Raw genomic sequence first — 24,392 nt, 5'->3', positions numbered from 1 at the left:
CACGCCAACCGCCGGATCCGCGTCCTCGGCGCCACAGCGCACCCGACCGCAGCCTGGGTCACCCAAACCGCCAGGAACCTCGCCATGGACCTCGAAGACGCGGGCAGACACGCGCGATTCCTGATCCGAGACCGGGACGGGAAGTACCCGGCACTGTTCGACGCCGTCCTCGCCGACGCCGGCATCCAGGTCGTCCTCAGCGGAGTCCGGATCCCGCGCATGAACGCGATCATGGAACGCTGGATCCGCAGCTGCCGCCGTGAACTTCTCGACCGAACGCTGATCTGGAATCAGCAGCACCTGCTCCACGCGCTGCACGAGTACGAGCGGTCCTACAACACCCACCGGCCCCACCAGGGCATCGACAACGCCCGACCACTACAACCACTGCCACAGCCAGCCACCGACCAGGCGGCCCTCACCCGACTCGACATCCGCCAACGGCAACGACTAAGTGGCATCCTCAACGAGTACAACCACGCCGCCTGACCAGCACGGACGGCATTTTCGGTAGGCACAGGGCCGACTGGGCTTTGGCGTCGTCGGTGCAGTACGCGGCAGTGGTTCAGTGCGGATGCGGATAGTCCGGTGCTGCCAGGACGGCCCGCGGCTGTGAGCACTGCGCTGCGTGAACTCGCCCTGGGCGGGATTGCTCTGCGGAAAATGCGCAGAGGGCAGCCCGTCGTGCCGGTACGGTGCGCATGTCCGGAATACCTGGAGGGGTTCGGTTGATCGGTGATCGGGCGCGGTTCGGGGTCCTGGTCGGGCCGGCCGAGGTCGAGCACGCACAGCTGCGTTCTGTCAAGATCTACCTCGGCGGCGAAGACCTCACGTTCCGGGACGACCAGGTGTACGTGCCGAACTTCCTGCTCCGGGTGGGGTTGACGCTGCGTGCGCTGGACGATTGGCCCGATCTGGCGCCGCACGCGGCGATGCTCGGCACCGACCCGCGGGCGCTGCACGAGCGCTTGGTCGCCGAGAGAGAGCACGACCCGGTCCTGGCGTCGTGGGCCGAGCGGCTGTCGTTCCTGGAGTGGGGCGAGATCACGTTCCCGTTCCACTCGTTCCTGTTCCGATTCGGTGACCGGATGTGGCTGACCGCCCGGCACCTCGAAGGCGAGCTGCAGGTGGCGGAGGTCGAGCCGGCCGAGCTGCGGGACATCGTCGAACGGGCGCACCGGGTGGTCGCCGACGACTACGCGGGCTATCGGAAGCGTGCCGGGCTGGACTGAGCCATCCGCACACCAGCGCCGCCTCCGGAGCGCCCCCCCGACACGCAACTCGGTGCTCTGCCGTCAAATCCGCCTCGGTAGCAGCGTCAACCTGGCCCGATCCCGCTCGGACGGCACCAGCGAAGCAGAGATCCGCGACGTCGCACAGGTGGACGCCTGTGGGGTGTCAGAACTCTGCATTGGGGTGCTGAGCTGCGACGATCGTGCACGCTGGATCTCCAGGGCATGATCGTGAGGTGTGGCGTTACGACTGCTGTACCTGATCTTCGTCCGACTCGGTGACTGGTTGGTTCTGCTCGGCCGGTCCTCCGCGGCCAAGGACGTCGAACTGCTGGTGCTGCGGCACGAGGTCGCCGTGCTGCGCCGGACCAACCCCCGCCCACGGTGGGACTGGGCCGACCGCGCTGTACTCGCCGCCCTGGTTCGCCGACTCCCCCATCGGCTGCGCGAGCACCGGTTGGTGACACCGGGAACGCTCCTGCGATGGCACCGGCGCCTGGTCGCGAGAAAGTGGACCTATCCCCATCACACCGGCCGACCGCCGGTCGACGACACCATCGTGGCGTTGATCGAGCGCATGGCCCGGGAGAACGCCGGCTGGGTCTACCGCAGAATTCAAGGCGAACTGCTCAAGCTCGGTCATCGAGTGGCCGACTCGACCGTACGGCGCGTGCTCAAGCGCCTGCGGATCCCACCCGCGCCCCGGCGCGACACCGACACCTCCTGGCGGCGGTTCCTCCGCACCCAGGCCGCGAGCCTGCTGGCCTGCGACTTCTTCCACGTCGACTGTGCGGTCACCCTCAAGCGGATCTACGTGTTCTTCGTGATGGAGGTCGCCACCCGATACGTCCACATCCTCGGCGTCACCACGAACCCCGACGGGGCATGGACCACACAACAAGCCCGCAACCTACTGATGGACCTCAGCGACCGGGCAGACGACTTCCGATTCCTCATCCGCGACCGGGCCGGCCAGTTCACCATCTCGTTCGACGCGGCTCTCTCCGGCGCAGGCGTCCACGTCGTGAAGATCCCGCCACGGTGCCCGCGAGCCAACGCCCACGCCGAACGGTTCGTCGGCACCGTTCGGCGCGAAGTCACCGACCGACTGCTCATCATCAACGAACACCACCTGCAGACAGTGCTGAACCACTACGCGACCCACTACAACCACCGCCGACCACACCGAGCACTACAACTCACACCACCACGACCGGACCACCCCATCGCAGAGCCGGGCCGCACCTCGATACGTCGTCGACCAGTCCTCGGCGGCCTGATCAACGAGTACGAACACGCAGCCGCCTAACCACAGGTCAGGCCCTGTAGCCGACTTTTGACACCCGACAGGTTCTTCACCCGCAAGAACCCCTACTGGCGGCTGCGGTTCGCCACCGACCCCGACGACCACGACGGTGTGGAGTTTTTCCGCCTCCGGCTCCAGGCACTCACCGAAGCCGGTCACCTCGCCTCGGCCACCGAAACGATCTACGAGCCCGAGGTGCACGCCTTCGGCGGCCCCGACGGCATGACCGTGGCCCACCGCCTCTTCCATGCCGACAGCCGCCATATCCTCGCCTATCTGCGCACCGGGCAGGCGGCGATCGGAAAGCGCGAGTTGTCCGTTCTGCTGTGCAGCACGCTGCTGCGCGGCGCGGGCCAGGACTGGTATGAACAAGGCGACGTCTGGGCCCGCGTCACTGAACACCAATCCCCACTGCCCACCGGCACGCCACCGGACCGGCTGCACCGCCTACGAGCCCAGCTTCGGCGGCTCATGATCACCGACACCTCACCCGGCAGCCTGCTGCCGGCCGACGCCGAACCGTCGGCCGCCTGGATCACCGCGTTCGCCGTCACCGGCCGCGCCCTGCGCGACCTCGCCGACACCGGCGCGCTGCGACGGGGCCTGCGAGCCGTACTCGCCCACCACGTCCTGTTCCACTGGAACCGCCTCGGGCTCGACCCGCACACCAAGACGCTGCTGGCCCACGCCGCCACCGACGCCATGTTCACCGATGACACCCACCGAACGACACACCCACGCCACCATGGCGGCCAGTCCACAAGCCGGGGACCAACCGATGCCCGTCAACCCTGACCAACAGACCATGCCCACCACCGCGCTCACGCGGCTGACGGCATGCTTTCCCCTCGTGCCCCGCGGTCGGCCAGCAGCTCGCCCACTGTCCGTGCGCATCGACGAGATCCACCGACTCGCAACCCTGCCGTCGGACACAGCGCGACAAGATCGCTTGAGCGGTGTCGTGCAGGCACTGAACAAAGCCGCGCTCGTCGCCAGCGACTGCGGACTTCCCGACCTGGCCCGCGAGCTGTGCTTGCGACAGTTCACCGCCCTGCACGCCGCAGCACCCCTGGCCGCCACAACCGCCCAGTACGCCCTCGAACCCCTCGTCAACCTCGGACGCCTCGCGACACGACGCGGCGACGGCATCACCGCCTACCGGATCTACCAGGACACCTTCCACGCCGCGACCACCGGCACCACCGCACGTATCGACGGCCACGACGTGGACTTCGCCAACCTCCTACAGCAACCGGAAGACCGGCAGCACCTACGCCGATTCCTCTGGGCAATCCTTCTGGCCGACGGAACCCGCGCGCTCACCACCACAGGCCGATGGGATGACCTCCTTCCCCACCTACAGCGCTACAACGGCATCGGCGACCGCATGCTCGACGGCCGCCAAGCCGCCACCCTCTCCCACGCACTACGCGGCCACACCGAACAAGCCCTCGCCATGCTCGACGCCACCAACGCACCTCAGCCGTGGGAACACGCGGTCACGGCATGCCTCCGCACACTCTGCCTACACCTGGCAGGACGAGCCCACGACATCGCGACGGCCGATATGATCGACGCCTATCGGGCGATGCCACTCCAACCTGAAAGCGTCGTGTTCCACACCCGCCTCGGACTCTGCACCGCCGAACTCGCCCAGGCCATCCACCCCACCGCAGCCAAGGAGATCACAACGGCACTCGTCCAACTCGCAGTACAGACAGGTGACGCACACGCTGCCAGCCTCCTCGCTCACCACGGGCGCCTGCACCCGACGGCCGACGAGCAAGCACTCACACGCGTCATCGAGGCATCGGGTACGGGACCACGCGCCATGCCCCAGCACCTTCTGAACTCTCTCGTTGCCGCTACCCGGCACGCCTTGGCCATCCTGGTCGACCTGCTCACCTCCGCTCGCGGCCCCGATCGGCCGCACCCGACCACCACCTGAGAACGCAGTGACCACCGACTCATGCACGCTTCACCGCGCCACCCGGCCGAGCAGCAACCAAGATCACCGACAGAGTCAGGCTGAGCTACTGTATCAATGGGGGTGGGTGCGGCATGTCGCGAAAGGGGGCGCTCGATCAGCTCTGCTTTGGGGTATCGATGACGCGGTCGAACGCAAGGCCGCTCGACCCCTCGCCCCTGCCTGCGGTGCGGCGAACACCGAGCCAGGTGACGGTTCTGCCCCCGTGCCAGCGGGTGCGTTGGAACGTCTGCGTAATGCGGGTACCCGACCGGGGCACCTCCTCCTCGGGGATCAGGTACGCGGCGGGCGTCGCGTCGTCCAGGCCGTGGCGCAACAGGCTGGTGCGTGGCCGCACCTTGGCTGGCGCGCCGGACACGGCCCTCGGTAGCCCGGCACGTTGTAGCTGGACCTCGCGGTTGTCGCCTTCGACGTGCACCGGGATGAACGGGATCCAGTGCTCCGGCACCGATGACATCATCTCGTAGCGGACGCTGGCCACCGGTTCGCTCGGGTCCGTCTGAGACGTGCCGGCCAGCCGGGTGAACACCTCCAGTGTTTCGCGGGCGGCCTCGCCGCCTGCTCGGCTGTCGCCGGTCGGCATCGGGACCACGCGTTCCACGCCCCACACCATGTTGGCCATCTCGTCGCGGATCAGCAGCACCTCTTCCAGCGGCTCGCTTTCCTGGATCTTTGGGACTGTCGGCGGGAGCAGTAGCCTGGTGTCGGCCGGCTCGCCGTGCTGGCCGCGCACGCTGACGTTGAACATGCTCCACCGCTGCCAGTCGTCGTCCGGGCCCGCGCCAGCCGGGTCGATCCAGACCCGCTCGCCGAACACCGTGGTGACCGCGAGGCCGCGAACCCTGGTGACGCTGCCGGTAGGCAGTGCCAGCGGCACCAGGAACCAGTCGTTCGCGTAGACGACGGCGAACTCGAGGAACAGCAGTTTCGCCACGTCGGTGGTGGCGGCGTCCACGTCACCGAGGTTGACTCGGTTGTCCTCGAACGCCCACCAGCGGGTGTTGGGCATACCGGCGAAACTCACCGGGGTCGGGATGATGGTGCAGACCGGCGGCTGGTCCGGCAGCGTGTCGGTGCCGAGCGGGGCGGCGTCGGGGTCGACGTCGAAGGCCCACCAGTCCAGGTGCCCGCCGTGGTACTGCTCCGCCGTATAGACGGTCTCCCCCTCCCGCTCCGGCGCCGAGCAGGAGAACCGGTACTCCAATCGGTTGGGGTCCCACGCGTCCTCGCCGTCCGTCGCCGGTGACGGCAGCAGCTGCGCGAACCAGACCAGGAATCGGGTGGCGCGCTCGTCCAGCGCCGCCTCGTCGGTGCCGGAGACACCGGGCAACTCGTCGTAGGGCCGCCCACCGGCACGCAGGTGCAGGTACAGGGCACCGCCGTCCATGCTCCGGCCGGCGAACGCAGCCACGGTCTGCCACGTCTCGGGATGCGCCACCTGGTCGGCGTCGGCGGCGAGCGCCGGGTCGGGCGCCTCGACGGGATAGGCGTCCAGGAACTGCTGGCGGTAGTCGGTGGGCAGGTCGGCGACGAGCCGCAGCCACCGGCGACCGGCCAGCACGCGCAGGTCCAGGCTCATCGGACGGTCGCCCGCTCTGAGCCGGACGGGGCGGCGCTCCACCTGTGCCTCGAGCGGTAGAGCGTCGTCGAACGGCGTGACTGTGCCTTCACGCGCGCGGTAGTGCCGCAGTTCGGTGCGTTCCACCGCCAGCTTTGCCTGGACCGGCGAGCCGGCGTCGTCGCCCTCGAACTCGCCGACCTGCCACTGCCGGGTGAGCATCCACAGTGGATCGCGGAGCTCGGCACGTAGCGCGCGGTCGAACGCCATGGTCCTCGGACGCCCCTCAAGTCTGTTATGGACGGTAACCGTCGGGATGAGCTTGTCCGCCAGAACGTTCGAGATGTCCTGGACACCGAACGCGGCTTGGTCGACTCCCGTCATGGCATGTCCTCCAGCATGTCGGCCACCCCGTTGTTGACGCCGAGCGAGGTGGAGATCGACAGACCCTTCCTGGCCGCGGCGAGGATCGTGGCCGGCAGGAACCGCGCGTAGGCGGTCTTGTCGACCTGTTCCGGCTCGACCGCGCGCTGCTTGGCCAGCTCCAGCGTCTCCTCCAGCGCGCCGAGCAGCTCCCCCCACCGCCAGGCGCCGTCCATGCTCGCCGGGGTGACCAGCAACATCGCCTGGGGCGCCTCACTGTTGGGGCGGTCGAAGTGGAACGTCAGGCCGGTGGTCGCGGTGTCGCCGGGGACGACCTCGGTCCACTGGTCGAGCAGCAGCCCGCACAGCGGCGCGTCCAGGTCGAGGTCGTCGGGATAGGTCGCGGTATACAGCAGCCGATCGGCGTCGGGCCTCTGCCCGGGGGCGAAGTCGAGCCCCAGCCAGCCCTCCCCCGGCACGTGCGGCAGTTGGACGGGGTCGAGCCGTAGCTCGGTGCCGCCGAGCGCGCCGGCGAGCATGATCGTCTGCTCGAGGTGCCGCAGCGGGGTGCGCACGCGGGCCACGCCGTGGAACCAGTCGTCGACCGGGAACTCGGTGTCGAGGTGGGCGAGCAGGGCACCGCCCGTGCTGGCGGCGAGTGCCAGCCGCCACTCGCCGCTGTGCTCGGGCTCGAGGGTGAACCGGGGCACGAGCAGGAAGTCCTCGCCGAGCAGTGCCTGCGCGGCCTCCCGCAGCAGGCGCACCCCGACAATCGGATCGGTGACCCCGGCGTAGGCAGCCAGCGCGGCCGCCGCAGCCGAGGACCGGGTGCCTGCCTCGGCACGCACGCCGGCGATGGTGGTGTGCAGGTCGCCGGCGAATGTGACGACCGCGTCTTGGACGTCGGTGAGCACGAACGGTTCGGTGTCGACGTCGGTCAGCGGCAGCAACGCCGCGGTCGCGGCGAGGAGCCCGGCGAGCGTGCCGTGGTCACCGTCGTGCACGGCGACGAGCGCGTCGCGGCGGGCCGCAAAGGTGACCCGCAGCAGCTGCAGCGCAGTCATCAGCTCGGCGGGGTCTGCCGGTAATGGACCGAGCTCGGCCGGGGTGAGCACGCTCTCGGCGGTGCGCAGCAGCTGGAACCGGTCCTGCTGTGAGGTGTCGGCTGGAAGGTCCTGGTAGGCGGCCATCAGGTCGTCGAACCGCTGCAGCCGCATGCCGAGTGCCTCGGTTCTCGCGCGGAGCAGGCCGATCAGGTCGGCGTAGCGTTCGCGGCGCCACGTGTGGGCGAAGCCCCACGTGCTCTGCCCGAAGCCGAGCAGCGCCGCCCTGGTGAGCAGGTCGGTGGCTTCCGCGATGAGTCGGTCGATGCGGGCCAGCACGGCGCCGCGGGTCCCGGGCAGCCGGCGGAGGAGTCCCTGCAGTGACGTGATGTAGGCGTCGGCGGCCTTGATGAGCGCGTCGTTGGTCGCCGCCACCGCCGTGATCCTGGTCGGGTCGACGGTGACGGACAGGTCGGCCTGCTCGGTCACCTCGTTGGGCAGCGCCACGTCGCTCGGGCGCAGTGGGCGTGCCGAGGTCAGCACGGACCGCAGCCGGGTCGCGAGCGCCCCCACTTCGAAGACGCTGCACGAGGCAGTACCGGGCTCCCGGTACTCGATCGTCGGCACCGCGTCCGGCCGCGCCCCGCTCACCGTCCGCCACCGCAGCGACACCCGGTCGTCCAGCTCGGCCATCGCGCCCGGATCCCGAAACCGCAGCAACTCGATGACGTCGACGGGCCGGACACCGAGTTCGCCGAGCGTGACGTCGAGGACCTTCCGCTGCCCGGTCACCGGGTCGGTCCACCGCACGCGGGCACCGATATCGCCGAGTGGGGGCAGCAGCCCGGCCAGCCAGTCATCGACGGCCGGCTCGGCGACCGCGCGGGGAGTCGCGTTCTGGAGGGGTCCCGCCGGACCGGGACGCAGGTGCATGGCGACGCGGTGGGTGAGGGTCGTGCCGGTCGCCGGTGTGCGGGTCACGTCGGGCTCGGGCGGGTGCTGACCGGTGGTGAACGTGGTGATCGTGGCGGCGGCCCGGTCGGCGTTGCCCTGCACGGCCTGGTGCACGCCTTCGGCCAGTGCGAGGTCGCCGAGCGAGTCGTATACGTTGATCATGTGCCGCACCTCGGCCTCCAGCGCCGCCTTCTCCGCGTCGCCGGCGTCGGAGGGCAACGTGGTCAGGTCGAACGGGTAGGTACTGGCGCCGGTCTTCCGCGCGTGGTCGACGAACCGCAGGCCATCGACCACGTGCCGCGCCTCGATGTCCTCGATGGGCACGCCGTCGACCTTCGTCGGGCTGAGATGGTTGGCCACCAACGGGAACTCGCCCCGCAGTAGGTGGATGAAGCGGTCCACCTCGATCGGGCCGTACCGGTCGTGCAGCCCGCGTTCCAGGTGGTAGCCCAGCAGTTCGCCGACGGACTGCCCCTGGCGCATGCCCTCGAGCGTGTCGACGGCCAGCCGCACGCGTTCCGACGACAGGTTCACGGCGAGCAGGTCCGGCTGGTCGGGGGTGGCGTTGGCCAGGTATCCGTTGCGCAGCACGGCCGCAGTGACGGCGTGGTTGAGCGACGGGGCGTGGATGTAACCGCCATTGGCCGCGTCGCGGCGCAACACCGGATCCGCCTCCGGCGTGAACTCCTCGACGAGGTCGGTGTCGGTCAGCTCGACCGGGGTCAGCACGTGTTCCTCCGGCCGGACGTTCTCCAGCCACCCGTACGCTCCGAGGTACACCCCGCGCGTGCCGCCCGGTTCCTGCGACGCGCCACGCATCAGCTCCAGCTGCAGGCCGACGTACCCCAGTCGCCAGGCGTCCAGGCGGTAGGCGCAGCTGTCGACGTGTTCGGCCAGCACCCGTTCCAGCCGTGCCGTCGGCACCTGGTCGAGTGCCTCGACCGCCTCGATCTGTGCACGCAGCGGCCGGACGTCGGGGTTGGCCGGGGCGGTGGCCAACAGGTCCGCGATGTGTTCGGCCACCGGTTTGTCCTGGTTGATGGCCGACTCCGTCCGGTACAGCGGCGCGAACCGGCTCTCCGAGGCCCCGCCGGAGACGTGGATGAACGCCGGCTCACGGCGCATGGCGGCGATGTACTGCCAGTCGAAGTTGGCCGTGCGGTGCAGCCTGCGCCCGCACTCCTCGTACCCGAGCAGCAGTGCGTGGCGCAGCAACAGGTACAGCAGCGCACGCGGCGAGGTGTCGTCGACGAACCCGCTCTCGGTGCGCACTGCCTCAAGTGACTCGCGTGCGGCGTCGGCGAGCCAGCGCAGGTAGTTGCGGTCGGGGTCCTTCGCCCACACCCGCACCGGGTCGGTCTCCGAAGGCGGCCGGTCGTCGACCAGCGGACCGGACAGCGTCCCGGCCGGTCTGAAGTAGACCTTGTCGAGCACGGCGGGACGCTCGGACCCGCTGTGGCCGAGGTCGGCGAGCAGCGCCAGCGCGGCCGCGTCGGGCTGGACCAGGTTCAGCGCCGCGAGCAGTTGCGGAGTCAGCCCCCACAACACCAGGTAGTTGTACAGCACCAGCAGGTCCTCGGCGTACCGGTACTGGAAGTCCACCGAACTCGGGTGCTGCCCCAGGATGCCGAGCAACTCGGCGTGCGGGTCATCACCGGCACCGGCGTGGCCGACCGCAGGGGCCTGCTCGGCCATCACCGTCCAGTCGGCGGACATCCGCTGCAGAACTCCGTGCAGGCGCCGCAGGAAGTCCGCCTTGTTGAGGTCGAGGCCGGGCGGCGGACCCGGTGAGCCGTTGGTGCCACGGGGATCGAGCCACGTGATCTGGGAGAACGCGGTGGTCGGCAGGATGCCGTACGGCTGGGCGCCGATCCGCACCGCCGGCGCGACACCGCGGCCGAGGACGTGGCCGGTGAAGAACCAGCGCGCGTGGTCCACGTCCTCGTCGTTGACGAGCGGATCCATCATGGTCGTCAGGAAGTAGCCGAACGTCGCGGGCCACAGGGCGGTCTGCATGGCGCGGGCTTCGCGCTGGTCGGTGCCGCCGGCGCCACGCACGTCGGTCAGCGTCCTCGGCTCGATGCCGAGCAGCTCGGCCAGCCACTGGCCGTCCCGCTTGTCCATCGGCTCGGTCGCCGGCGTGAACAGCGGCGCGCCCTGACGGTCAGCGAAGCTGAGGTCAGCGTCGTCGCCTCGGGTGAACCCGCTGTCCATGCCCTCGGTGTTGTTCGTCGGCGTGCCCTGCCTCGGCAGGCTCAGACCGCTGCGCCCGTGGTGGTGGGACCGCAGCAGCGCCGCCAGTTCCTCGGCGCCCCGCCGCTCGTCGGTACCCAGTCGCACACCGAGTACCTTGAGCCGGTCGAAGCCGTCGGCAGCCTGTTCCGGGGTGAGGTCGACCCGGAAACCGAGGCCGTCGGCCACCGCGCGGTCGAAGTCGAACATCCAGCGGAGCTCGTCCGGCGCGACGAGGTCGCCGTCCTCCTGGCGCAACGCGTCGGCAGGGGCGGCGAACGGGTCCGGCCCGACGAGCACCGTCGCCGGGATGGGCTCGCCGAGCAGTTCGACGTGGTCGGCGCCGTGCTCGGCGAGCAGCACGAAGCGGTCGGGCAGCAGCTCCACCCTCGGCGCCTGGCTCCACGGCTGGCTCTTCGCCGCGACCGGCTGGAGCACGACGAACACGGCGGCGCACGGCGCGGTGGCACGGTCGGCACCAGCCGGCGGTTCCTCGTCGAGGTTGTACGGCCGGGTCAGCCGCACCAGCTCCCTGGCGCGGGCCGGGCCGAACACGTCCTGCAACAGGGCCGTCGCCTCGGCGACTGCCGCCGCGTCGACGCGCCACACGCCGACCCAGTATTGCGCCGCCAGAGCCGTCTCGTCCGGTGACAGCGCCTCGGCGACCGAGCCGACGAGCAGCACGTCGGTGGGCGCCGCCTTCGTCGGGCGCTGGTCGTGGTTGGCCGGCAGGTAGTTGTCGGCGATCCAGCCGGCCCGGCCCGACCCGTGCGCCTCCACCAGGCCACGCCACGCCGCCCGCTCGTCGGCCTCTTCGCCGCCGGCACGCCACATCGCCCGCCAGTACCGTTCCGCGCCGGCCACCTCGACCTCGGCCAGCGCCGGTTCGAAGGTGTCGATCAGGCAGGTGTCCGGGAAGATCCGCACCCACAGCTGCGGCTGTTTCAGGTCGGTGCGGAAGCGGGTCTCCAGCCGGACCGGGAACAGCAGGACGGGAAAATCGTCCGACAGCTTCGACAGCTCCGTGCGGGGATCGTTGAGTAGCCCGAACGACTGGACCGCTGCGGCGAGGTCGGCGCCGGCGTCGGCGAGTTCGGCCGCAGCCTGCGCCACCACCCCGGCGGCGGCGGTCACGTCGTCGGCGAGTTGCTGGTGCGCCGGGTCGTCCCCGGCCAGCGACCGGCGTGCGGTGGCCGCCGCGCGTTCGGCTCGGTGCAGGCCCGCACGCGCCGCCGTGAGCTGCTCACGGAGGGCGGTGTGCGTCGCTTTGGCGACGTTCAGGGTGTGGCGGGCCTCGTCGAAGTCAGGCATCTGGCTCACCCAGCATCTCGGTCGCGTGGACGGCAACCATCACAGGCGCCTGGTACAGCAGGTACGCCCAGCGGGCAGCGCTCGCCGGCGTCGCGGCCACCGCGACGTCCTCGTCGTGTTGGTCTTCCTTCTCGGCCTCTCCCGGACCGACCGGGTCGAGGGGCAGCGGCGGGCCCAACGCGCAGGCCGGCAGGAAGCCACCGGGCTGCGTGCCGGTGTCGGACCAGACGAGGTCGTTGACCGTCTGTGCCAGCGTCGCGGGGTCGCGTGCGAGGTCGAGGCCGAAGCGTGCCTCACCGGGACGCTCGCGGATGACGAAGAACCAGCCAGCGCCGGTGTGGGCCTCGGCCACGGTCAGGTCGAAGCCGAGGAAGGTGATGTCGGGGTCGATCTTCGCCGCGTAGAGCGGCGTGCGCAGAACCGACCTCGGCGGGTCGGCCTCCTGGGCGGGGGTGAGCGGCACCAGTTCCCGTTCCTTGGTCTGGTCGCCACCCGGCCACTGCGCCTTCTGCGCGTAGATCACCGCGTTGGGGTACTTCTTCAGCAGCTCGCCCCGGATGACGAGGACGACCTCCTCCTCCGCCTCGACCTGCTGTTCGCGGTGGTCGTGCTCGCCGAGCCCGGAGTGGCGTAGCCAGGTGTTGATCGGCGGGATGTCCCGCAGCAGCTCGCGCCGCTCGTCCTCGGTCAGGCCCGCCGGGGTGACCGCGCCGCGCGGGTCCCAGAACTGGCGGAAGAACGAGCCGCGCTGGTCGGTCGGGTACTCCCGCCACAACAGCTCCCGGCCGAACTCGTGGTTGAGGCCCACCAGGTAGCTCTCGATGAACTTCTGGTTGGTCTCCAGCAACGTCAGCGTGTTCTGCTGGATCAGGTCGAGGTTGGGCAGGAACAGCTCGGCGGAGATGTCCTTCAGCGACTCGTACATCGGCACGTCGAACTCCGGGTACGCCATGACCTCGCCGAAGTCCTCGTCGAGCTGCTCGGTGATGCGGGGCGGAACGCTGATCCCGTACCAGGTCCGGCGCGGCACGGTCACGAGCGGATCGAGCGCGGCGACCACACCGCCGGCCAGGCCGGGGAGGTCGACCGGGCCTGGCTTCGGCTGCTTGGCGTCGATGGCCGCACCCGCGGTGTGGAGGTCGTGCCAGCCCCGCAGGGCCTCCTTGAGTTTGACGGCGGTCTCGCTGTCCCGTTCGCCCGGCTCGAAGTGGTCCCTGCCACCCGGCTCGGTGATGGCGAAATCGGGGAGCCGCTTCGTGCGGTCGAGCATCTCGCGGGTCAGCGACTCTGGGCGGATGACGTCCAGGGCACCGTCCCCGGCCGCGTCGGCCAGGTCGTCCGTGGTGACGAGGCCGGGTGGGGTGGGGCGCAGTGGCGCCGCGCTCACCAGTGCTTCGTTGACCCGCTCGACCAGGTTGTCCGGCCGCACGTTCTTGTCGAAGAGCAGCGAACGCATCAGCCGTGAGCCGGGCCGGGTCAACCGCCGCATGGCGGCCGAGGTGAGTGCCGGCGGCACCAGGCTCCCGGTGCGCAGGTGCCGCACGGTCACGCCGTCGTGCCGCACGTGGCGGTGGGTCGGCGCGGTGATGGCCAGCAGGCGGCCCGGCCTTGCGGCCGCGAGCGGCGCGAGCTGTTCCGCCTGCCACAGCGCCGCGACCTCCATGGCGAGCTGCGCGAACCGGATCCTGCGGTTCGCCGCGAGCACGTCACCGACCTGCTCCCACGCGGCCGCCATGAACCGTTCCTGCTGGTCCTGGACCACCCTGGTGCCGAAGCCGGCCGCGACCCGGTGGCGCGGGTCGAGGTTCAGCTCGTGGACCCAGTTGTCGTCGGGATCGGCAGGCGTGCCGTCCCGATCGACGAGCAGCCGCCTCGTCAACGCGTGCCAGCTCGCGTAGATGGGCGCGGTGATCAGCGGGTCCGGGTCCCCGCCCTCGGACTGGTAGTCGTCCGGCAGGGTGAGCCACGCACCCAACGCCGTCCGGAACGGCTGCGCCTCGTCGGCGTCCGCCCAGTTCTCGTAGCGCTCGACGACCTCCCACTCCTGTTCGGAGAAGTTGGCTCGCGGCACCCGCAACGCGCCGCCGAGCTTGAGCATGCCGCCGAGTGCGGGGTCGTCGATCCCTGGCAGGTTCTGGCCGGGGTCGCGCACGTCCAGGTCCCGCACGCCGACGCGGTTGTCCACCGGCCGAGGCTCCAGCAGGCGCACCAGAGTCTCGAAGTCGCGTTCCGCTCCGGTGCGGAAGTACCAGCGGTGGTAGATCGGCATGCTGCTGCTGGCCGGCCGGTGCCCGTCGGGGTAGGGCGCCCAGGCCGAGGCCGTGGCGTACGGCGCCGTGGCCGGGTCGAGGCCGAGTCCGGCGAGCCTGCCGGTCTCGAAGGTCGGCACGAGGAAGGCGTGGTAGGCCGCACCCGTTCTGAGCCTGCGCGGGCAGATCAGTCGGCTGTAGGCGCGGTCGGGGTGCTCGTCGAGCAACGCCCGCAGTGCCTCGGGCACGTCCGCGCCCGGTGTCGTGGCCAAGTCGGTGTTGAGGTGCACGTGCGCCCACGCCCACAGGTCGGCCGCCGGCGGCAGCAGCGCGAGGTCGGCCAGGTCGATGTGGGGCAGCGGCCGACCTGTGACGTGTCCGCCCTCGGTGAACTCGGGCGGGTTGCCGTCCGGCACCTCCTCGAGCACGACCAGCGTGAGCCACGGCCGCAGCCGCAACTCGGCCGGGTCGGGTGCCGCCGGGGTGTACCGCCACGGCAGGCTCTCGTCGTAGAACTCGACGTGGGCGAGGAAGTTCGGCTCGACATCGGTGATCCAGCCGCGCGGCTCCTCGCGCATGATCACCCGCCGGTCCAGCCCGATGACGTCACCGGGGCCGTACAGCTGCACGTCGCGGCCGATGCTGGTCAGCAGCGGCTGCCCGTCGCCGACCGGTTCGCCGTGCAGGTCGAGCTGGACGTGCACGGAAGCCCGTGACGTGGCGTTCGTGTCGCCGTCCTGCTCGGTGATCCGGCCGGCCAGTCCCTGCCGCAGCCACGGCAGGAAGGAGTAGGTGCCCAGTTCGGTGCTCACGTCGCCACCTCGTAGCCGGGGATGACGTGCAGCGCCGCGTCTCCCCCGAGTTGGTGGGTCAAGTAGTCCGTCGCCATCGCCTCGCTGGCGAAGGTGGCCACCGCGACGTTGTCCACTGTCGACGCAACGGCGTAGCCGTCCCCGGTGACCTTGACCCTGTCGCTGAACGGGACCGTCTGCTTCCTGACCTCTGTGGACAGTGCGCAGCGACCGGCGGCGTTGCCGGCGAGGAAGCGGGTGAACAGGCCGAGGTACGTGTTCTGGTAACGCTTGTGGGTGCGGAACGCCCCGTCCACGGTGACGAGCTCGTACCGGACCACCCGGGTTACGAGTGGGCCCGCGGTGAGCTGGACGCCGGTGACCGACACGTCCAATCCGCCCGGCATGGCCTGGAACGCCGGCTTGGACAGCTTCTCGTCGTCGCCGAAGTCCTGGAACTGGGCGGGGGCGAACCGTTCGAGGACGTCACCCTGCTTGGTGAGGTCGGTCGAGGCGACCGTCACCGACAGCCGGGAGGCGTCGGCGGGGCGCTGGCTTCCGATCCTGGCCACCGTCACGTCGAGCGGCACCACGCGCTGCGTCACCCGCAGCATGCCGACCGGGTGCAGGACGAGGGTGTCCACCACCGGGTCGAGCTCACGCAGCGACACCAACGGAACGGCGCCCGACGGCGGCAGCGCACGCCAGTTCTCCGCCTTGCCCAGCTCCGCCGCCAGCACCTGCATGGCCGAGACCGGCGGCAACGCGGTGTCCCGCCGCTCGCCCCAGGTGACGTCGAAGTCGATCTCGATGTCGAAGAACAGCAGTGACAGCTCCGCGGTCCCCTTCGCCCGCCACGGTGACGGGCCGGACAGCTGGAAGCTCAGCCGGACACTGGCCATCCCGAACCCGAACACGTCGAGCGAGACCGACCCCGAGATGTCCACGATGAAGTACAGCGGGGAGAACTGGACGAGCGCGTCGAACGCCACGTGCCCGTTGAGCCCGCAGGCGGAGAAGCCCATCCGCAGGTCGACTCGTGCGCCGAACTGCAGGGTGTTGGTGGTCAGCGCGAAGTACCCCTCGACCCGAAGCCCCTGCGTCGGCGTGTTGAGGATGTCCAGCGCGATCCGCCTCGGCGTCGGGAACGGCATCGGCGGCGGGGTGTAGGAGGGGTGGAACCCGCCGAGGCTGAGCACGAAGTCGGCGTCGTCACCGAAGGCGGCGAGCACACCGAGATCGCCTTCGAGGGTCATGAAGAGGATCCGGGAGTCGTAGATGGCGCCGAAGAACCAGACCCGCTCGCGGTCGCGCTCGACCGCGCCGACGAAGGCCATCTGGACCAGGACGACCGCGACCTCCTCTGCGGGCAGCGCGATCTTCAGCACCCCGACGACCGCCGCGTCACCGGGAATCTCGATGATCACCGCCACCGACACCCGGACGAGCGTCGGGGTGCCCCAGCCGAGCTTGACCATCGGGCCGATGACGAACGTGCCCTGCTTCGCGGGGAAGATCGCCCGCAGGTCGCTGATGATCTGCGGTGCGTTGTCGACCACGTCGTGCGGGAACAGGATCCGCTCGACCGACCCGCTGCGCACCCCGTCGATCATCGGTTGTAGCCGCATCGCGCGGTTCAGGCCGAGGATGCCGCCGACCCCGAGCAGGGTGAACCCGAAGCCGAGCTGGATACCGGTGCCGAACTCGGCGGTGATGATGATCAACAGCGAGAACCCCGAGGATCCGTCGGGCATCCTGGTGCTGATCAGGCCGATCGCCTTGAGCACGACGATGCCGGCGAAGTCCAGTTCCAGCGCGCCCGCATACTCGCCGCGGTCGGCGTCGATGTACAGGTAACCGCCACCGCGGACCACCCCCGCATCCACCACCAGACCGACGCCGTTCGGTGGCTTGAAACCGAACTCGAGGTCCAGCGGGCCGAGGTTGCCGCCCTTGTCGGGGAAGCGCGCGGTGACCAGCAGACCGATGCGGTCCACCGTCGCCTGTATCGGGCCGATCGCCGCCCGAAACCCACCGGAGAGCTCGACCGGCACCGACCCGTCGCCGGCGAGCCCGGCACGCAGGTACAACATGACGATCTCGATCGGTCCCAGCTGGACGTGGACCGGGATGCCGAGCTCGACCGCCGCGCTGCCCGACAACCGCAGCCCGGTCGACGGTGTCCACAGTGCACGCAGGTCGAAGGTCGACTCGAGTCGCCCGCCGCCCGTGATCGCGCGGATGAAGCTGTCGCCACCGGACAGGTCGATGAGCAGGTGGCCGCCGGACAGCTCGACCGAGGCCGTCGGCTCGACGGCGGCGTTCTGGTTCCCGCTCGCGAGCACACCGACCGTGAGGACCAGCCGCGTGAACTCCAGCCGCGACGCACCCGTCTCGCCGAGCACGACGATGTGCTCCCCACCCCGGTCGGCCACGAAACCCAGGCTGGCGTCGAGCTCCGGTGCCTGTCCCGACAGCTGCAGCTCGAACCCCAGCGGGTGCGGCACGCGGGCCACCATGCCGGTGACCGACTTGGACTTGACGGTGATGAGCGCCGACCACAGTTCGCCGAACGGGATGACCTGGCTGATGTCCTTGACGGGGGCCAACCTCAGTTGCACGGTGGGTACGCCGGCCTTGACGCTGAACCGCAACCGGAACGCCTCGAGCACCTGGGTCCCGTCGGGTGCCTCCATGAGCAGGTACGGCAGGTCGCGACCGTCGAGGAATTCGGCGATGCGCGGCCACAGCTTCGTTCCGTCGAAGTCGGATTCGCCGAGGTCGAAGTGCTCTGCCAGGTAGCCGGCCGGGTCGACGAGCAGGTCGACGAGCCGGCCGAGGTGCAGGTCCCAGCATCCCGCCGGAGCCGTCGCCTGGAGGCCCGCCGTGGCCGGGGCGGTGCCGTCGTCGACGATCCCGAGCAGCATCAGTAACTCGAGGAGCTCGGGGCTCCGGTCCTTCAGGTAGGTGACCACCACGTGGTCGAGCAGCCGGCCGGGCACCGCCTTCGCCTGGGCGCGCAACTGGTTCCGCTCGGCCGGTGTCACGTTCGCGAGGTCGACCACCTTCTCCAGCGCCGGGCCGAGCGCGCCGATCGCGACGATCAGGTCGCGTACCGCACCGAGCAGCGCGACGCCCTCCGCCAGGATCGTGGCGGGGTCGTCGGCCTCGATCGCGTCGGCCAGCCGCGTGATGCCCGGCGCCAGATCGGCCGACTTCACCGCCACCGAGCCGATCGCGCCGGCCGCCGCGGCGTACCCGTCGGGCACCCGGAACCCGAGCGCGGCGAGGAAGTCGACGTACCGATCGGCGGCCATCCGCTGCTCGAGCAGCCGCAGGGCGACCGCCAGCTCCCTGGCGATCAGCTCCACCGTACCGGCGGCCATCAGTCCACTTCTCGCTCTCTGTCCAGATCAGACAGTGCGGTGCCTGGCAGGGACAGCACGAACGCGCGATGCCGTTCGACGTCGGCCCGCAGCTCCGGACTGCTGGCACGGGCCAACTCGTCGAGCAGCCTGGCGAGGCCGTCGGCCAGTGACCTGTCGCCGATGGTGGCCGGGAGCGCCCGAGTCCGCTCGATCTCGTCGAGGAGTTCCCTGCCACGCAACCGATGCCAGGCCACCAGCACCCGCCGGTCGGTCTCGATGAGCCGCTGGACCTCGTCGACGTGCGCGGAGACCAGCGTGGCCGCCAACTCGGCGGCGGGGTACTCCGCCACCCACCGCCGCAGGTCACGCAAACGCTCACGCAGCGGTACGTGCTCACTCGCGCGAGCGACACGCGGCACGTTGTCCGCCGCCTGCACACCGGCCGGGACGTCGTCGACCACGGCCAGGGCGTCGACCATGCCGACGCCCCACTCGAACGGGGCCGGCGGCTCGGTGGCGCCGGCGACAGGCGAACGGCCGTGTGCCCTCAGGAAGGACTTGACCTCGGCGTGGGTGAGCTTGGCGTTCTTCTGGAACATCAACGCGACGACGCCGGTCACGTGTGGCGCCGCCATGCTCGTGCCGCTGTCGGGCACGTAGAAGTCGTTGCAACAGTCACAGCAGCAACCGGTGTTGCGGGCCTCGCTCTTCACCGAGACGATCCCCACCCCCGGCGCGCAGAGATCGGGCTTGCCGTCCGGGCGCGTGGCGTCGGTCGTCGGGCCACGCGAGGAGAACTTCGCGAGGGTGTAACCGTTCTCGTCTACCCGGTAGGCCCCGACGGTGATCGGCAGCTTGGCCGTACCAGGCGTGCTGATCGTCCGGCTCCGGTCTCGATCCGCCTCGACGAACCGCGGGGTCACCTTCCCTTTTTTCGCGATGATCCAGCAGTCGACAGTGACATCGTGGCCCGCTGTCTCGGTCAGCGTGATCTTCCACTCGCCTGGGAGGAGCGCACGTTCCGCCGGAGGCACGATCGTGAACTCGATGTTGTGTCGGCCACTCGGGAGGTTGTTCAGCGTGGACTCGGCCTCCAGCACGTGATCCTTCCACGTGTGTGACGGGAAAGCTTGTCCAGCGACCACGATGCCCGAAGTCGCGAGACTATCGTCCGCCAGCGGCATCCTCACCGTGAGGTTGAGTTTCCCTGCTCCCGCGTACCAGAGGTTGAACGTACAGGCATTGTTGGTTTTCGCTTCGACGCACAGCGTGAAGGTCCTGGAACCGTTGGCCGCCACGGTGCCGGAGGCGTGCAGTCCAGCGTCACCCTCGTTGCCGGCGGCGATCACGATGGCACGCCCGTAGTCCGAGGACTCCTGGAGCATGATGTCCAGCGCCTTCTCCTCGGCGTCGGTGCCGTCGTGCGGTCCGTACTGGCTACCGAAACTCAGGTTCACGACGGCCGGCTTGCCCGCACTGGCAGCCCGGTTGAAGATGTGCCTGACTCCCCGGATGTTCTCCACCACGTCCATCGTGGTGCGAACGATGACGAGCTCCGCCTTCGGCGCGACACCGACGTAGTAGCCGGCAGTGGTGCAGTTGTCCTCGGCCACCGTGCCCGCCTGCGAGCCGTCCCCGGCCGCGATCCCGGCGACGTGCGTGCCGTGGCCGCTCAAGTCCCGTGACGCGAAGGGCTCACCGTCGCCGTGCAGTGCATTGTTGATCTCATCGGGAAAGAACTCGCGCCCCCGGATCACCTCGATCTTGGGTTTCGTGCCGTCTGTCAGATTATCGTCCTTGATCTCGAGGGGGTTGATTTTCCTGCTGTCGAAGTACCTGCTGTCGAGCCGACCGTGGAAATCAACCACGATGGGGTTCTCGTCATCGGTGGACGTGAGGCCGATCGGGCCGCCGGTGACCGAGAAGTCGCTTTCCCGCAAGGGAGTCCACCCGAGCATGCCCAGCGTGATGTCGTTCGCGCTCAGCGGAAGCTCGAACGCCGTCGACTGCTCCTGCGGTGGGGGCTCGTCCGGCAGCTGCGGCGGCAGCCAGGTGAGCCTGAAGGAACCACTGGACGGTTTCCCGTAGACCGCGATGGCCTGCTGCAAGGTCGTGTCGAGCAGCGAGACGATGCGCGTGTCCCCGCTCTCGTGGCGGAACGCCTCGTGGAAGATGTCGATCCCGGTGTCGACGATGCCGACGATCACACCGGCGCCGGTGTAGCCGAGCGGGCTCGCGTGCACCACGTCCGCCTGGATGTCCGGCACACTCTCGTGCAGAGCGAGACTGCTCCGCCGGTTGCTTTGGAGTGCCGCGACATCGGCGAGCTCGGCGACGGTGTCGAGATCCTCGACCGCGACCGTGCCGACCACGATCTCCCCGTAGCTCTCCTGGGTCCAGAAACCGGCCTGTTCGAGGTTGTCCAGATCACCGACCACGTGCGCGAGCACCACAACCCGTCTCCGCCGGGCGGATTCCAGCGCCTCCCCGGTGAGCTCCTCGAGCTCCCGCGCCCGAGCCGCCAACGGACCATCGAGTTTTGCGTTCACCATTCCCCGACACCGCCTTGATAAACAAAAGGTGATCGAACAAGAAGGTGCGACGAACACCTTCGACATCCTGCGGACTGCACGTTGCGCACAGGGTCGACAGTCCCATGGAAGACGTCACGAAGACTTTCACGAAAGATTCAGAATTGGTGACCTACGCGTCCTCGCGCGGGCATGCGTCGATAGAGCTGTAGCTGCCTGGAGGTTGGACCGCGGGTCGGATTGGCAGCCCGGCCGGATGTTGCGTTCCGGCCCCGGAATCCGTGCCGCTCAACGGCAATCGCCGTGTCGTCGCATGTCACCCTCCACCGGCGCTCCCGTTCGTGGACACCCGCAGCCCCACCCCGTGCAGCACGATTCGATCGCCCGCGTCGGCGAAATGAACACGCAGGCCGAGCGACAGCGCTCCGGCGCCGGGATCAACCGCGCCAGCGAAGGGTGCCGCGCTGTCGACGCAGATCGGACCGGGATCCAAGTGATCGGTGGGGTCGTCGAGGACCACCAGCCACCGGTCCGGCGGATCCCCGAGCTGCCGGAGCCGGATCTGGCTGATGAAGCTGCTCGGGGCGGAAAGCCGATAGCCCAGCCGCACACCCTTGATGACGTAGCCCGGCGGAACCTCGACCACGCGTTCCACGAAGCTGCCTTCCGGTGTTTCCGCGCTCGTCGCGGGTTCGATCCGCAGCGCAGTACCGCGTTCCTCATAGCTGACCCCGATGTCGGGACCAGACGGCAGAAAGCCGAGGTGGTTGATCCAGATGAGGTGATCACCATGCTCGCGGACGCCATCAGTCGCTTCTCCGGTCATGGCGGTCCGCGCCTGCGCGGCAGCGGTGGGGCTAGGTAGTCGGATTGTCGGCCTCATGGCTCCCCCCGAATGTCTAGAGTTGTTTAAGAACGTAGTTGCCGCTTGCTTGGACGTGTGTTCCACCGCCCGGGCACGTCGTGCCCGCGACGGTCCCGAGGTAGAGACCCTGGCATTTCGAGCAGCGCCGCCAACCGGGCTGCCCGAAGGCCGTCGGCCCGTCGAGGGACATGCGGAAGTCACCGCTGCCGGCGTGAGTTCCCGTGCCGGGGCAACTTGCCCCAGGGAAGCCGCCGAGGAAAAGCCCTTGGCACTTCACGCATCGGTGCCAACCCGGCTGGCCGAACGGGATTCCGGTGTCCGCCACGAGCACGTACGACGGCGCGGCGGCCCCGGCATTGTGCGCCCCGAGCTTCGGGCACTTCGACTGTGGGTTGCCGCCGAAGAACAGTTCCTGGCATTTCAGGCATCGTAGCCAGTTGGGCTGCCCGCTCTGGACTACGAGCCGGCGATGAAGTGCCTCGTGCACCGCCGCGCCGGCATCGAGGAACTTACCGATCGGTTTACCCGGTTGGGCGGCGGGCTGCGAGCCGGTCTGTCGGAGGATGTCCCGGACCTCGGCCGCGGTGAGCGCTGAGTTGGCGCTGAGCATCAGCGCGGCCGTGCCCGACACCTTCGCGGTCGCCATCGAGGTTCTACCCGCCGTGCCGTAGGGGTCACTCGGCACCGTCGGCCCTCCGCCGGCGCAAGTGGTGTCCTTATCGGAGTCTCCTGGAGCACAGACATCCACCCGGGAGCCCCAGCAGGTGTCGGGTCGGTGCGGGTTGGTTACGGGATCATAATTCGTGGCGCCAACCACGATCGCGCCCGCGTCCGGTATAGGGTTGCCAAAACTGTCCAGGCCCGCATCGGAGTCGGTATTGCCCGCCGCAGCGCACACGACCGCTCCCGTGAGGGTGGCCAACTTGATCATGAAAGCGATCTTCGTGTCATTTTCGACCACGTATTGATTTGATGTGCCAAGCGCCATCGACAAGTTGACGACCTTGCGTTTCGGTCCCGGGATGAACAGGACGTTCAGAATCCCGGAAACGACATTGCCGGCGGCATACGAACTGCCGAGCGGTGCCCACTGAACGGGAACGATGGTCGCCTCGTGGGCGAACCCTACTATGCCCTTCGTGTTGTCGGCGTCTGCTGCGGCGAAACCGCAGACGTTGGTTCCATGGTTATGAATGGGTTTGGGAATCGTCGGCGACAGGGTGGGGGCATCGAGAGCATGTGTCAGATCGAAGTTGATTTGCAGATCCTCGTGATCAAGTGCGAACGACGAGTCTATGACGCCTATCATCACTCCCTTGCCTGTGGCCATTTCCCATGCTTTGTCGGCGTGACAACGAAAGGCGTACCACTGATTGGGTGGGTTCATTCCCTGGATCAACTGGTCGCCGTTTTTGAGGTAGGTGTCCAGGGGGAGGGCACACAGCACCGGGGACCTGTCCGGGTTGGCCCAAACGATTTCCGGCATACTGTAGAGCTGGCCACTGATCGCTACCACGTCCGCAGCAACGTCGAACTGTAGGAACAGGAAGTCGTCAAAGCTCGGAATCTCGGCACCCTGTTGGGCGGCCAGGTCGTCGAAGTACTGTTTGGTTTCGTCCGGGGCTTCGAAGACTTTCCAGGCATCCTGGAGGCCGAGGTTCGCCAGTGTGGCGTTGACGTTCGTGAGGTCGACGCCGGATGCACTGGCCAACTGGACATTTCCTCCGGCATCGGTCGAGATCTGCACCTCGACGAAACGCCCGAACTGAACATTGACCAGGCCCGGATAGGCGGGCTCCGCCGGAGGGATGAGAGCCAGATCGACGAGCTTGCCCCAGGTTTGTGGCCCGACGATGCCGTCGGCCACCAGGCCCAGCGAGGTTTGAAACACCTTGACTGCCGCCGTCGTCTGCGGCCCGAAAAGGCCGTCAACGCTACCCTTGTAATGCCCTGCGGACTGCAGTCCGCCTTGTAAGATGCGCACCGCATTGGCGCTCGATCCCTGACTGATCGTCGAATACTGGGCCATCTCGAGTCAACCCTTTCTCGCACCCCCGACTATGACCCAGGCCGGACGCGGTGAACAGTGAGGCAACGTTTACATCGACACGGTAAATGGCCGTCGATCTCCACGGATCCGGAGAGTCGCCCGATCGACTTAAACGGTACGAGCCAGTCGGTCGGCGGTGCAACAGTAGCGCAGGCTAAAGATCCTCTTCTGCGGCTCAATGTGTGACGAAGCTAGGCCAAGCGGAGACACTTCGGCAGACCCTGGCCACGAAATGTGATTCCGCCATCCTGGCCGCAGAACGACGTTGACAGCACATGATCAGACTTCTATCGTGCCCCCGAACGACGAGTTGCCACTCACGAGGTCAAGATCTGATTTCAGGCCCGAGCCCGATCATTGCCCTGTCTCCCGCCCCTCCGGCACGCCCTCGAGAATCACGATCAGGACTGTGGAGAAAGGATCAACCGAAATGGCTCGATACCCCACGGTCAGCCAGTGAACCGCCCCGGGTTCGGTGGAGACTCGATCAGTTGACTGCTCCAGCCGGGGTTGGCTGGTGTTGACGGTAGTAGACGGCCTCGACTTCGGTGG

General features: G+C 68.8%; 12 protein-coding genes. 5 read left to right on the top strand and 7 right to left on the bottom strand.

Annotated features, from left to right (window positions below; all coding sequences use genetic code 11):
- Positions 1 to 84 precede the first annotated feature (84 nt).
- The 5 genes from AB0K14_RS19490 to AB0K14_RS19470 all read left to right on the top strand — a co-directional run bounded on the left by AB0K14_RS19490 (position 85) and on the right by AB0K14_RS19470 (position 4,486).
- Positions 85 to 489, top strand: coding sequence for an integrase core domain-containing protein (locus AB0K14_RS19490; RefSeq protein WP_360459584.1), 405 nt, complete (start codon positions 85 to 87; stop codon positions 487 to 489).
- A 239-nt stretch (positions 490 to 728) separates the two neighbouring features.
- Positions 729 to 1,232: a hypothetical protein gene (locus tag AB0K14_RS19485; RefSeq protein ID WP_360459586.1), complete on the top strand. Its 504-nt coding sequence runs from the start codon at positions 729 to 731 to the stop codon at positions 1,230 to 1,232.
- Between the two features lie 238 nt (positions 1,233 to 1,470).
- Entirely contained in the window at positions 1,471 to 2,541 is a 1,071-nt protein-coding gene (locus tag AB0K14_RS19480; protein ID WP_360459588.1) for an integrase core domain-containing protein, read from the top strand.
- Between the two features lie 27 nt (positions 2,542 to 2,568).
- Positions 2,569 to 3,333 carry a thiopeptide-type bacteriocin biosynthesis protein gene (locus tag AB0K14_RS19475; RefSeq protein ID WP_360459590.1) on the top strand — a complete coding sequence of 255 codons (765 nt, stop codon included), beginning with the start codon at positions 2,569 to 2,571 and terminating at the stop codon, positions 3,331 to 3,333.
- Between the two features lie 91 nt (positions 3,334 to 3,424).
- Entirely contained in the window at positions 3,425 to 4,486 is a 1,062-nt protein-coding gene (locus AB0K14_RS19470) for a hypothetical protein (RefSeq protein ID WP_360459592.1), read from the top strand.
- 136 nt (positions 4,487 to 4,622) lie between these two features.
- Here the strand turns inward: AB0K14_RS19470 and AB0K14_RS19465 are convergent, their stop codons facing one another.
- The 7 genes from AB0K14_RS19465 to AB0K14_RS19435 all read right to left on the bottom strand — a co-directional run bounded on the left by AB0K14_RS19465 (position 4,623) and on the right by AB0K14_RS19435 (position 23,819).
- Positions 4,623 to 6,467: a hypothetical protein gene (locus AB0K14_RS19465; protein ID WP_360459594.1), complete on the bottom strand. Its 1,845-nt coding sequence runs from the start codon at positions 6,465 to 6,467 to the stop codon at positions 4,623 to 4,625.
- Positions 6,464 to 11,986: a hypothetical protein gene (locus tag AB0K14_RS19460; protein ID WP_360459596.1), complete on the bottom strand. Its 5,523-nt coding sequence runs from the start codon at positions 11,984 to 11,986 to the stop codon at positions 6,464 to 6,466. The genes AB0K14_RS19465 and AB0K14_RS19460 overlap by 4 nt, the downstream gene beginning before the upstream one ends.
- Complete coding sequence (locus AB0K14_RS19455; RefSeq protein WP_360459598.1) at positions 11,979 to 15,047, bottom strand: hypothetical protein; 3,069 nt, start codon at positions 15,045 to 15,047, stop codon at positions 11,979 to 11,981. Before AB0K14_RS19455 ends, AB0K14_RS19460 begins: the two co-directional genes overlap by 8 nt.
- Positions 15,044 to 18,412, bottom strand: coding sequence for a DUF6603 domain-containing protein (locus AB0K14_RS19450; RefSeq protein WP_360459599.1), 3,369 nt, complete (start codon positions 18,410 to 18,412; stop codon positions 15,044 to 15,046). Before AB0K14_RS19450 ends, AB0K14_RS19455 begins: the two co-directional genes overlap by 4 nt.
- Entirely contained in the window at positions 18,412 to 20,946 is a 2,535-nt protein-coding gene (locus AB0K14_RS19445) for a S8 family serine peptidase (protein WP_360459601.1), read from the bottom strand. Before AB0K14_RS19445 ends, AB0K14_RS19450 begins: the two co-directional genes overlap by 1 nt.
- A gap of 295 nt (positions 20,947 to 21,241) precedes the next feature.
- Positions 21,242 to 21,751, bottom strand: a complete 510-nt coding sequence (locus AB0K14_RS19440; protein WP_360459603.1) for a hypothetical protein — start codon at positions 21,749 to 21,751, stop codon at positions 21,242 to 21,244.
- 73 nt (positions 21,752 to 21,824) lie between these two features.
- Complete coding sequence (locus tag AB0K14_RS19435) at positions 21,825 to 23,819, bottom strand: S8 family serine peptidase (protein ID WP_360459605.1); 1,995 nt, start codon at positions 23,817 to 23,819, stop codon at positions 21,825 to 21,827.
- Between the last annotated feature and the right edge of the window lie 573 nt (positions 23,820 to 24,392).

It is taken from the genome of Actinosynnema sp. NPDC050801 (assembly GCF_040673975.1).
Classification (GTDB): domain Bacteria; phylum Actinomycetota; class Actinomycetes; order Mycobacteriales; family Pseudonocardiaceae; genus Actinosynnema.
The sequence above is the reverse complement of the archived record's forward strand: the minus strand, read 5'-3'. Positions and strand labels throughout refer to the sequence as shown.